Annotated in this window: 8 protein-coding genes; 4 read left to right on the top strand and 4 right to left on the bottom strand. The window is 30.7% G+C overall.

The annotated features are described in order from the left end of the window. Window positions 1-356: 356 nt before the first annotated feature. On the bottom strand, window positions 357-1,478 hold the full coding sequence (leuB, locus tag Q0684_RS09685; protein ID WP_299015921.1) for a 3-isopropylmalate dehydrogenase: 1,122 nt from the start codon (window positions 1,476-1,478) through the stop codon (window positions 357-359). Window positions 1,479-1,569: 91 nt separating this feature from the next. Then, window positions 1,570-2,745 carry a 2-isopropylmalate synthase gene (locus tag Q0684_RS09680; RefSeq protein ID WP_299015918.1) on the bottom strand — a complete coding sequence of 392 codons (1,176 nt, stop codon included), beginning with the start codon at window positions 2,743-2,745 and terminating at the stop codon, window positions 1,570-1,572. Between the two features lie 129 nt (window positions 2,746-2,874). Here Q0684_RS09680 and Q0684_RS09675 point away from each other — a divergent pair, with 129 nt between their 5' ends. Further along, window positions 2,875-4,434, top strand: coding sequence for a hypothetical protein (locus Q0684_RS09675; RefSeq protein WP_299015915.1), 1,560 nt, complete (start codon window positions 2,875-2,877; stop codon window positions 4,432-4,434). A gap of 80 nt (window positions 4,435-4,514) precedes the next feature. Here the strand turns inward: Q0684_RS09675 and Q0684_RS09670 are convergent, their stop codons facing one another. Continuing rightward, on the bottom strand, window positions 4,515-5,576 hold the full coding sequence (locus Q0684_RS09670; RefSeq protein ID WP_299015912.1) for a saccharopine dehydrogenase C-terminal domain-containing protein: 1,062 nt from the start codon (window positions 5,574-5,576) through the stop codon (window positions 4,515-4,517). Further along, window positions 5,573-6,475 carry a DUF1338 domain-containing protein gene (locus Q0684_RS09665; protein ID WP_299015909.1) on the bottom strand — a complete coding sequence of 301 codons (903 nt, stop codon included), beginning with the start codon at window positions 6,473-6,475 and terminating at the stop codon, window positions 5,573-5,575. The genes Q0684_RS09670 and Q0684_RS09665 overlap by 4 nt, the downstream gene beginning before the upstream one ends. Before the next feature lie 532 nt (window positions 6,476-7,007). On the opposite strand from Q0684_RS09665, the gene thrA reads away from it, so the two are divergent. The 3 genes from thrA to thrC all read left to right on the top strand — a co-directional run bounded on the left by thrA (window position 7,008) and on the right by thrC (window position 11,899). After that, on the top strand, window positions 7,008-9,446 hold the full coding sequence (gene thrA, locus Q0684_RS09660; RefSeq protein ID WP_299015906.1) for a bifunctional aspartate kinase/homoserine dehydrogenase I: 2,439 nt from the start codon (window positions 7,008-7,010) through the stop codon (window positions 9,444-9,446). Between the two features lie 77 nt (window positions 9,447-9,523). After that, window positions 9,524-10,447, top strand: coding sequence for a homoserine kinase (locus Q0684_RS09655; RefSeq protein WP_299015904.1), 924 nt, complete (start codon window positions 9,524-9,526; stop codon window positions 10,445-10,447). 165 nt (window positions 10,448-10,612) lie between these two features. Further along, entirely contained in the window at window positions 10,613-11,899 is a 1,287-nt protein-coding gene (thrC, locus tag Q0684_RS09650) for a threonine synthase (protein ID WP_299015901.1), read from the top strand. Window positions 11,900-11,916 lie beyond the last annotated feature (17 nt).

The raw sequence follows: 11,916 nt of genomic DNA, 5'->3' as shown, positions 1-11,916 counted from the left end.
ATTGACGAAATTATTCTATTTCTCTAATTTCTTTGCATAAAACGCAATACTATTCTTTAAATTCAGGTACTCACTAAAACAATTAACTTATTTATTTACAGTTATTTAAACCTAATTAATTATGATATCCAATGCTTAAAATAATTTAATAAAAAAACCTTCCAATAATAGGAAGGTTCTTTTTAAATATTTCGCAAAACCCTTCCTAAATCATTTCGTAAAAATTACGATGACTTTTAAAACGGAACTAATATGTGCGCTATTACAATTCATTTATTGATACAAAAATTTTATATTTTTACTGAACATTTAATGCTCCATTACTTCTTTAAAAATCTATAAATTAACCTTTACTTTTAAATAATTGTACTTTGCCCTGCATGAATGTTAATAAAATTCATGTTACTATCTTCTTGATTTAAAATATAATCCGCTATAAAATCACCTACTTTAGAAGTAGAAGCTGCATATTTATTTTTACCTTTTAAATCTTGCGTAGTAATGCCCAAATCTAAAGATTTTTCTACAGCTTTCTGTATTGCCTCTGCCTCATCTAACAAACCTAAATGTTCTAACATTAAAGCTGCAGATAAAATAGAAGCTAATGGATTTGCAATATCTTTACCAACTGCTTTAGGATATGTACCATGAACAGGAGTAAACAGAGCATGCTCTTCTCCAATACAACATGAAGCCAACATACCTATTGAACCTGTAATTACAGCAGCTTCATCCGATAACAAATCACCATATAAATTATCTGTTAAAATAATATCGAACTTCTTAGGCATTAAGATGAGCTCTTTTGCAGCATTGTCTGCAAACAAATATTCTACCTTAACCTTTTTATAAGACTTTGCAATTTCTTTAACGGTTTTTCTCCATAAACGAGAAGTTTCTAAAACGTTAGACTTATCTATTAAAGTCACCTTTTTTCTTCTTGTTTGCGCTGCTTTAAAAGCCAAATGTGTAATTCTAGATATTTGTGCTACAGAATAAACAGAAACATCAGATGCTACTGTACCATCTTTGCTCAATTCTTTTTTACCTGAATAACTACCACCACTTAGCTCTCTATAAATAACAATATCTGTTCCTTTAATAATTTCTCTTTTTAAAGGAGAGTTTTTAATTAACTGATCATAAGCTTTTGATGGGTTTATATTACAAAAAAGATCTAATTCTTTTCTTAACTTTAACAATCCTTGCTCTGGTCTTATTCTTAATGTAGGATCCTCATCATATTTTACATCACCAATAGCACCAAACAAAATGGCATCTGCATTTTTACAAATTTCTATTGTTTTCTCTGGTAATGGATTTCCAGAACCTTCAATTGAGACAGCGCCTATTTGTGCTTCTTTGTATAAAAAAATATGGTCATACGCCTCTGCTACTGCATCTAGCGCTTTTTTTGCTTGATTGGTTACTTCAGGACCAATCCCATCTCCAGGAAGTACGGCAATTGTATATTTCATTGTGTTGCACCATTTGTATAGCAACCTAAGAGGATATTTAACTTTAATAAATAACCCATTATAGGTTTAATGTACTCTGATTGATCTTATTTTACAACATTGCAATTTTAGAGATTTTATTTACCTCTGCCATAATTGCATGTATATCTTTATCTTTAACTTCCTTCTGCTTATCTGCTGTATTTAAAAAAGAGGTGTAAGCAGTATCTAATTGCACCTTGGTTAACTCGTAACCAATCTTTTTTGCCCTATAAGCCAATGCTGCTCTACCACTTCTTGCGGTTAAAACAATAGCACTCTCTGTAACGCCAACGTCTTCAGGATCCATAATTTCATAAGTTTCTCTGTTTTTTATAACGCCATCTTGATGGATACCAGAACTATGCGCAAAAGCATTGGCACCTACAATTGCTTTGTTTGGCTGCACAGGCATACCCATACTTTCTCTAACCATTATAGAAGTATCATACAGTAGTTTGGTATTTATAGAAGTCTCTAAATTTAAGTAAGGATGCTGTTTTAGTACCATAACTACTTCTTCCAAAGCTGTGTTTCCTGCACGTTCTCCAATACCATTAATAGTACACTCTATTTGTCTTGCACCATTAATTACTCCAGAAATTGAATTGGCAGTTGCCATACCTAAATCATTATGACAGTGGCAAGAAAGTGTTACATTTTCTACTCCTTTAACATTATCACGTAAATATTTAATTTTAGCGCCATATTCTTCTGGCAAACAATAACCAGTGGTATCTGGAATGTTTAAAACAGTTGCGCCTGCTTTTATTACAGCTTCACAAACTCTAGCTAAAAACTCATTATCTGTTCTACCTGCATCTTCTGCGTAAAACTCTACATCTTCTACAAAAGTTTTTGCATAAGAAACAGCTTTTACTGCTCTTTCTATAACTGCCTCTCTAGTAGAATTAAATTTAAACTTAATATGAGAATCACTTGTACCAATACCTGTATGAATTCTGGGGTGATTTGCAAATTTTAGTGCCTCTGCAGCAACCTTAATATCATTTTCTACAGCTCTTGTTAAACCACAAACCGTCGCATTTTTTACAATTTTTGCAATTTCTGAAACTGAATTAAAATCACCAGGGCTAGAAACAGGAAAACCGGCTTCTATTACATTTACACCTAATACATCTAATCTTTCTGCAATTACTAATTTTTGCTTAGTATCTAACTTACAACCAGGAACCTGCTCGCCATCTCTTAGTGTAGTATCAAAAATTTGCACTTTATTATCTTGCATAATATTTAAAGATTATCTTATTATTAATCAAATCTATATAAATAGATAATATTATTTAGTTATTTTTACAAAACCATACGATTTCTAATAACCTAATAGAAAATATAAGTATTTTATTATCAGTATTTTATGAGTAAATATGTTACATCAGCCAATCAACAAAATGACGCTCTTTTTGTTTTAATTAAATCTTTAACCAAATCTGAAAAGCGTCAATTTAACCTTTATGTAGGTAGATTAGGTGGCAATGTTGATGCTAAATTTTTCTCCTTATTTAAGTTTTTAGAAAAACTAAAAGCTTACGACGAAAAGGTTATTATTGGAACAGGTATTGTTTCTAAACAGCAACTCTCTAATTTAAAAGCACATTTATACAAGCAAATATTAATTAGTTTACGTTTAAATCCTGCTCATAAAAATGTACGAATTCAAATACGTGAACAATTAGATTTTGCAACAGTTTTGTACCAAAAAGGACTGTATAAACAAAGTTTAAAGCTATTAGACAAAGCCAAAAACATGGCTTTAGAAAATGAAGAAAAAAATATTGCTTACGAAATTGTAGAATTAGAAAAAGTAATAGAAACGCAATACATCACCAGAAGTCTAAGCAATAGAGCAGACCAACTATCTATACAGGCAAAAAAACTAAGTCAGCATAATGTAATTGCTAGTAAACTTTCTAACTTATCATTACAACTATACAGCCACTTGTTACAAAATGGTTATGTTAAAAATGAAGACGAGTTGCAGTTTGTAAACACCTATTTTAGTGATAGAATGCCAAAATACAATTATACAGAATTGGGTTTTAGAGAGCGTTTGTGGCTAAATAAGGCGCATTTATGGCATAGTTTTTTGGTGCAAGATTTTTTATTGAGTTACAAATACGCAAAAAAATGTGTAGACCTTTTTGACAATTCAAAACTCATCAATTTACACCCTGTATTTTATTTAAAATCTAAAAATTACTTTTTAGAAGCCTCTTTTTTAGTAAAAAACTTAACTGTTTTTACGCAAGAATTAACTCATTTTGAGAAGGAGATTGATCAGAAATTAATACCAATGAATACCAATACAGAATTGTTAATTTTCTTGTATTTGTATTCTAACAAGTTACACCTTCACTTTTTAAAAGGAAATTTTGAAAAAGGAGAATATTTAGTAGGTATTATTAATGATAAGATTGACAAATTTAAGAACAGACTAGACAATCATTATGTAGTTTTATTATACTATAAAATTGCTTGTTTGTATTTTGGAATGGGTAAAAACAAGCTTTGTATAGCTTATTTACAGAAAATTATTCGTTCAAAAAACATTAGTGCTGCAGAAGATTTACAATGTTTTGCACGTATTTTAAATTTAATTGCGCATTATGAGTGTGGTTTAGATTATGATTTAGAAAGACAATTTGTAGAAACCTATAAGTACCTTTTAAAAATGGAAAATTTACAAGAGGTACAAAAAGTATTTTTAACTTCTATTAAAGATTTAAATGATGTTTTTCCGCATGAAATTAAGAATGAATTCAAAAAAATTCATGCCAAATTAAAAGTTTTCGAAAATCATCCTTATGAAAAAAGAGCATTTTTATACTTAGACATTTTGTCTTGGTTAGAGAGTAAAATACAAAACAAACCTATTGCTGAGATTATAAAAGAAAAAAATAGACTCAGAATTAAATAATTACTTTTAATTTCAGAAAAAAAAGAACGACGAACACTAAATAAAGGAAATAAAATTTTTCTTTATTTAGTTTAAACGAATTATCTGTAAAAACTACCAAACGTTGTTTCTAAAAACTTATCAAAAGGAATTTCTTCTTGCTTTATAAATCCTTTAGATGGCAGTGTGCCTTGATCTACCATTTCTATAACTGCTGCTATAGACGCTGCTGTTGTCCAAGAAATAGCTCTCCATTTTTCCCCTTTAATGGATCTTGGAGAATAGGCTTTGTAAAACTCATTTCTAGCTAATTTTTCTCCTTTCCAGCCTTCTACTACAGCATAAACATAAACAACATCTTCTTCTACAGGTGGTTTTGCGTTCTTTAAAATTTCTGTAAGTGCTTTTTTATCATCCTTTAAAATAAGCTCATGTATTAAAAATTTCATAAGCTTACCATGGCCAGGATATCTAATACTTTTATAATTTAAAGTGTCTAATTTACCTTCGTAAGTTTCACACATAGTGCCTAAACCTCCAGAGGTTGTAAACGCCTCAAATTCTTTTCCTTCAATATTAATATATTCTATGCTATCTAAAGAAGTTACCATTTTTCTTTTACCATTATGTATGGCTTCAGCATCATTTATATACTCATTAACCACACCTTCTGGAGACCAAGTAAAAGAATAAGCTAGCGTGCCATTTGGGTATTTTGGCAAGGCACCAACTCTTAGTTCAATATCTCTTAATTTAGTAAAATCGTTGGCTAAATGTGCACCAATAATACCAATAACACCAGGAGCCAAACCACATTGTGGTGCCATTGCTGCTGTGGCTGTTTTTGCTAAGTCTCTTATGTAATTTGTTGTGATTACATCTTCTGTTAAATCAAAATAATGCACACCTTTTTCGTGTGCTATTTTTGCAATTTCTTTATTCAAAAAATAGGGAAGTGCAGATACTACAGCATCATGGTCAGCAATCAATTTTGTCATAAAAGATGCGTCTGTAACATCTCCTTCAAGAACCTTAAAAGGCATCTCAAAATCATAATGTGGCTTTTTAAGATCTACACCTGTTACCTCATATTTTTCACTTAATAAAACACCAACTAAAGTACCTACTTTTCCTAAACCTAAGGTTACTATTTTTTTTATCATTTTAGTTTGTTGTTTTTAGTTTGACTTGTATAGGTACTTTCAAAAATTTTGTCTGCATTTGCTGCTTCAAAACCTTCTCTTCTATATATTCTTTTAATTTCATTTTTAGGTAAATGACTAAATTCAGGTAACACTCTTCTTTCTGCAAATTCTACATAACTTCCAGCTATTTCAAATTGATCTCCTGCTGAAAAAGTAGCATTACACAATTCTGATACAGTTGAAGATTGCAATAACAACCCGTCTTTACTTTCTTTTATAATTCCGCCTGCATCACTTAAAACAACCCCTATATCCACTAAAAAAGTATTAAAATCTTTTAAGTTATTATAACCTTCAGGTAAATTATCTACATTTATAGTATAATGATTTAAATAATATCGATTATAAATTACCCAAGCAGCATATTCACTTTCTGCAAGTAAACTTTTATAATCAGCGGATAAGGGAGTTCTCCATAAAGGAGAATGCAAGAATTGTCCTACAGCATTTGCATCATTCAAATTGAGATCATCTACAGGGTCAGCCTTAACTTCATTAGTGTAAGATTTAATAATTTGTTGCGTTGCCTCAGAAAGCTCTGCTACTTTAAGTTCGCTAATAAATATTCTAGGAAATTTATTTTCTGGCGGAGCATACCAACGCGCTTTTAGTTTTTTCTTTTCAAAAACATAATGATCTTCTGCTTTATAACCATAATGCAGAAAAATTTTCTCTAAAGATTGTATGCCTAAATGAGCAACACCCATTGTACGAAAAGCAATATGATCATTTTCAATATCTTCTGGTACTGCAATAACACCTTTTGCTATTAATGCCTTATTAATTATAGAAACACTTGGCACCTTTTCTCTATAAGTAGTCATTAACTTATCTAAAACTTGTTCTAATACACTCATAAATCATTTAAATTTTATTTATAAAAATATCGTTATTTTGTAATTAATTCATCATATTTAACAAAAATATAGGACTATTACCCTTATCGCATACAACTTAAAATTAGCTTCTCAAAACGTACACAAACACAAAATAAGTTTCTTAAAAATGTACAAATCCTTAAAACGCTTGCTTTTTAGACATTATAGGAAATTTAAATAAAATACCTAAAAAATAAATTTTTTATATTTAAGATGCTTTATATTATTAAATTCATATTAATTAACCCAAACCTGAAAAAAATCTTTAATACCTAAAGTTGTTTTAATTAATACCATTATTTTTGCTTTGTGGATATTTCAAAAATAAACATAAAAAATTTTCAAACTACTACTGTAGTTACTATTCCTATGGGAAATATTACACGCACTTCTACTACCATTACCCTTTAGGGGTTTCGCAATTATTATACAAACTCAGGTTACATTTATTTCGATAAAATCGAAATAAAACTCATAAAACATTAATTTTCATTATTTTACATTATACAAAATGAAAGTATTAAAATTCGGCGGTTCATCTGTCGCAAACTCAGAAAACATAAAAAAAGTATTGGCAATTGTTGCAAAGGCATCTCAAAAAGAAAAAGTTGCAGTTGTAGTTTCAGCATTTGGTAAAACCACTAACAATCTTTTAGCAGGAGCAAGTTTAGCCTTAAGTGATGTTAAAAAAGCAAAAGAGAACCTTTCAGAAGTTGAAGATTTACACAACCAAATTGTGGAAGATTTAATTCCAAACAACAAAACAACTGTTATAGATAAAGTAACTAGCCTCTTTGATAACTTATATTCTATTTACGAAGGCGTTTTTTTATTACAAGAATTGTCTGACAAAACATTGGCTAAAATTTCTAGTTTTGGCGAAAGATTATCGTCTTATATTATTGCAAACGCAGCGAATGAAACTTTAGATGCTACACATAAAGAGAGTAGGGAGTTAATTATTACCAATGACGATTTTCTAAACGCACAAGTAAACTTTGAGCGTTCTAACAAAAATATTGAGGCGTTTTTTAAAGAAAACAAACATCAAGTTACCCTTTTAGGTGGTTTTATTTCTGCAAACGATAAAGGAGAAACCACTACTTTAGGTAGAGGTGGCTCTGATTTTTCTGCAGCTATTTATGCAGCAGCTTTAAACACTAACGAATTACAAATCTGGACAGACGTGCCTGGCATGTTTACTGCAAATCCTAGAGTTGTAAAACAGGCTTATGCCATTTCAGAGATTTCTTATGAAGAAGCAATGGAATTATCGCACTTTGGTGCAAAAGTTTTATATCCGCCAACAATTCAGCCAGCTTTAAGAAAAGAAATTCCTATTCGTATTAAAAACACTTTTGAACCAGAAAATGTAGGTACATTAATTTGTAAAAATCCTAAAAACGGCAACGAAGTTAAAGGAATATCTCATATAGAAGACATTAGCTTAATCACTTTAGAAGGTGGAGGAATGATTGGAATTCCTGGTTTTTCTAAACGATTATTTGCTACACTTTCAGTAGCCAAAATAAATGTAGTTTTTATAACCCAAGCGTCTTCTGAACACTCTATTTGCGTTGGTGTTTATGAAAACGATGCTTTAAAAGCACAAGAGTTATTAAACGAAACTTTTAGTATAGAAATAGATCGTAAAAAAATACAACCCATTCATGTAGAAAACAATTTGGCAATTATTGCTGTAGTTGGAGAAAGCATGAAAAATTACCAAGGTTTAAGCGGACAAATGTTTAGCGCTTTGGGTAAAAACAATGTAAATGTTAGGGCAATTGCACAAGGTTCTTCAGAAAAAAATATTTCTGCAGTAATTAACAAATACGATGCAAAAAAAGCTTTAAACACATTACACGAGCAGTTTTTTGAAGAAAAAACAAAACAGTTAAATCTGTTTGTAACAGGTGTAGGTAATGTTGGCGAACGCTTTTTAGCGCAATTAGAGCAACAAAAAAGCTTTTTAAAGAAAAACTTAAAACTTAAAATTAGAGTAATTGGTCTTTCTAATTCTAGAAAAATGGTTTTTAACAATTCTGGTATCGATTTAAAAAATTGGAAAGAAGCCTTAGAAAATGGAGAACCAACAAGTTTAGATAATTTTTATAACGAGGTTAAAAAAGCAAACCATAGAAATAGTGTATTTATAGACAACACAGCAAATCAGGCAGTTTCTGAGGTTTATGAGAAATATTTAAGAGATAGCATTTCTGTAGTTACCTGTAATAAAATTGCTTGTGCTTCTAATTATGACAATTATAAAACCTTAAAAGAAGTTTCTAGAAAATACAATGCAGATTTCTTATTTGAAACGAATGTTGGTGCAGGTTTACCAATAATTGATACGCTTAAAAATTTAATAAATTCTGGTGATAGAGTGCATAAAATTCAGGCAGTTTTGTCTGGTAGTTTAAATTTTGTGTTTAATAATTTTAATGAAAAATCAACTTTTCATAATGTTGTTGCACAAGCACAAAAAGAAGGTTTTACAGAACCAGATCCTAAAATAGATTTAAGTGGTGTAGATGTTGCTAGAAAAATTTTAATTTTAGCTAGAGAAAGTGGTTATCAATTAGAATTAGAAGACATTGCCAACAATTCTTTTTTAACGGAAGAAAGTTTAAGCACAACTAATAATGATGATTTTTATGCTTCTTTAACTAAAAACGAAGTGCATTTTCAACAAATATTTAAAGACGCAAATGACAAAAATTGCAGGCTAAAATATGTTGCTGAATTTGTAGATGGAAAAGCAAATGTTGGCTTGCAACACATTGCCTCAGATCATCCATTTTACAATTTAGAAGGAAGTGATAATATTGTTTTATTTTTTACAGACAGATACCCAGAAAACCCACTAATTATTAAAGGTGCTGGTGCTGGCGCAGATGTAACTGCTTCTGGTATTTTTGCTGATGTGATTAGAATTGCTAATAAATAAGTTGGCAGTATTCAGTTGGCAGTAATCAGTAAAAAACTGACCGCCTACTGAATACTGCAGACTGAGAACTAATAAAAATGGATTATTTAAAAATATTTTCTCCAGCAACTGTTGCTAATGTTTCTTGTGGGTTTGATTCTATGGGTTTTGCCGTAGATGAAATTGGCGATGAAATGACATTTACAAAAACAGCAGCAAAAGGAGTAAAAATAACAAATATTACAGGTGCTGATTTAACTTATAATGTTGATGAAAATGCTGCAAGTGCTGTAGTAAAAAAAATGTTACAAGACGCCAATGCAGATTTTGGTATTGCATTAACCATTCATAAAGGGTTTTCTCCTGGAAGTGGTTTAGGAAGCTCTGCTGCAAGTGCTGCTGGTGCTGCTTTTGGTGCAAATAAGTTTTTAGAGCATAAGTATTCTGAACTAGAATTAACCAAATTTGCCATGTTTGGCGAACAAGTAGCTTGTGGAACACCAATTGCAGACAATGTTGCTGCAGCAATTTACGGTGGTTTTGTATTGGTTAGAAGTTACGAGCCTTTAGAAATTATTAAATTACCAGTTCCTAAAGAGTTAAGAGTTGTAGCCATTCATCCACAAGTGGAAATAAAAACAAAAGACGCTAGAGCAGTTTTACCAACTGAAATTCCGCTAAAAAATGCCATTACACAATGGGCAAATGTAGGTGGTTTGGTTAGTGGTTTGTATACAGATAATTACCAATTAATAAGTAATTCTTTGGTAGATTTGGTTGCAGAGCCTGCCAGAAAAGCTTTAATTCCGTTTTTTGACGAAGTGAAAAACAGTGCCATAAAAGCAGGTGCTTTAGGTGCAGGAATTTCTGGTTCTGGCCCAACTATTTATGCCTTGTGCGAAGGAAAAGAAAATACAGAAAACGTATACAACGCCATAAACGAAACGTATAAAAAAACAAACATAGATTTCACCCTATTTACTTCTAAAGTAAATGCAGCAGGAATGAAAATATTAGAATAGTTGTTGGTTATTAGTTTTTGGTTGTTGGTATGCTCATCAACTAAAAACTAAAAACCTAATTCTAAAAAATTATAATAACATAAAATAAAGTCCAAGACAAAGCTCTTTATAAGAGTAAGAGTCCCTTCCCTTTGGGAAGGTTAGGATGGGATTAAAGTATATAATATGAACTACTACAGTTTACACCATAAATCGCCAAAAACAACTTTTAAAAATGCAGTTGTAGAAGGTTTGGCAAAAGATAGAGGAATTTATTTCCCAGAAAATATTACACCTTTATCTAAAGATTTTATTGAAAATATAGAGAATTATTCTAACAATGAAATTGCTTATGAAGCCATAAAACAATTTGTAGGTAATGAAATACCGACAGAAAAATTAAAAGACATTATTGCAAACACACTTTCTTTTGATTTTCCTGTAGTTTCTGTATCAGAAAATATTGGTTCTTTAGAGTTATTCCATGGCCCAACAATGGCTTTTAAAGATGTTGGTGCTAAATTTATGGCACAATGTTTAGAATATTTTAACCAAGGAAATAAAGAGGAAGTTACGGTTTTAGTAGCCACTTCTGGAGATACTGGTGGTGCTGTTGCAAACGGATTTTTAGGCGCAAAAGGCATTAATGTGGTTATTTTATATCCATCAGGAAAAGTAAGTGATATTCAAGAAAAACAATTGACTACTTTAGGGCAAAATATTACTGCTTTAGAAGTAGATGGTGTTTTTGACGATTGCCAAGACATGGTAAAAACTGCTTTTTTAGATGAAGAAATCACCAAAACCTTAACCTCTGCAAATTCTATTAATGTTGCACGTTGGTTGCCACAAATGTTCTATTTTTTCTTTGCATACAAGCAACTAAAAAAACTGAATAAAGAAATTGTATTTTCTGTACCAAGTGGAAATTTTGGTAATATTTGTGCAGGAATTATGGCACAAAAACTAGGTTTACCTGTAAAGCACTTTGTAGCTTCTACGAATGTAAATGATACAGTTCCTAATTTCTTAAAAGATGGTATATACACACCAAAAAAATCAAAAGCAACTATTTCTAATGCAATGGATGTTGGTAACCCAAGTAATTTTATTAGAATTAGAGAATTGTTTAATAACGATTTAGAAACTTTAAAAAGTACGTTTTCTTCGTTTAGTTTTTCTGATGATGCTACGCGTGTAAAAATGAAAGAAATCTATAAAAATTCTGGTTATGTTGCAGATCCTCATGGAGCTGTAGGTTATTTAGGATTGGAAGAATACAACTTAAACGAAAACGAATATGGTGTGTTTTTAGAAACTGCACATCCTGTAAAGTTTTTAGATGTAGTTGAAGAAACTTTGCCAGTAACAGTTGCCATTCCACCACAAATTCAAAAAGTAATTGACAACAAGAAAGTTGCTATAAAAGCAAGTTCTTATGAAGATTTGAAAGCTTTTTTGCTGAAGGAATAATAAATAAAAAGTACGAT

This window comes from uncultured Polaribacter sp. (genome assembly GCF_947503875.1).
Lineage (GTDB): Bacteria > Bacteroidota > Bacteroidia > Flavobacteriales > Flavobacteriaceae > Polaribacter.
This window is presented reverse-complemented; position numbering and strand designations above follow the sequence as displayed.

Coding starts and splice junctions, on each gene's coding strand:
- leuB (WP_299015921.1), bottom strand. CDS start 1,478: ATGAAATATACAATTGCCGTACTTCCTGGAGATGGGATTGGTCCTGAA.
- Q0684_RS09680 (WP_299015918.1), bottom strand. CDS start 2,745: ATGCAAGATAATAAAGTGCAAATTTTTGATACTACACTAAGAGATGGC.
- Q0684_RS09675 (WP_299015915.1), top strand. CDS start 2,875: ATGAGTAAATATGTTACATCAGCCAATCAACAAAATGACGCTCTTTTT.
- Q0684_RS09670 (WP_299015912.1), bottom strand. CDS start 5,576: ATGATAAAAAAAATAGTAACCTTAGGTTTAGGAAAAGTAGGTACTTTA.
- Q0684_RS09665 (WP_299015909.1), bottom strand. CDS start 6,475: ATGAGTGTATTAGAACAAGTTTTAGATAAGTTAATGACTACTTATAGA.
- thrA (WP_299015906.1), top strand. CDS start 7,008: ATGAAAGTATTAAAATTCGGCGGTTCATCTGTCGCAAACTCAGAAAAC.
- Q0684_RS09655 (WP_299015904.1), top strand. CDS start 9,524: ATGGATTATTTAAAAATATTTTCTCCAGCAACTGTTGCTAATGTTTCT.
- thrC (WP_299015901.1), top strand. CDS start 10,613: ATGAACTACTACAGTTTACACCATAAATCGCCAAAAACAACTTTTAAA.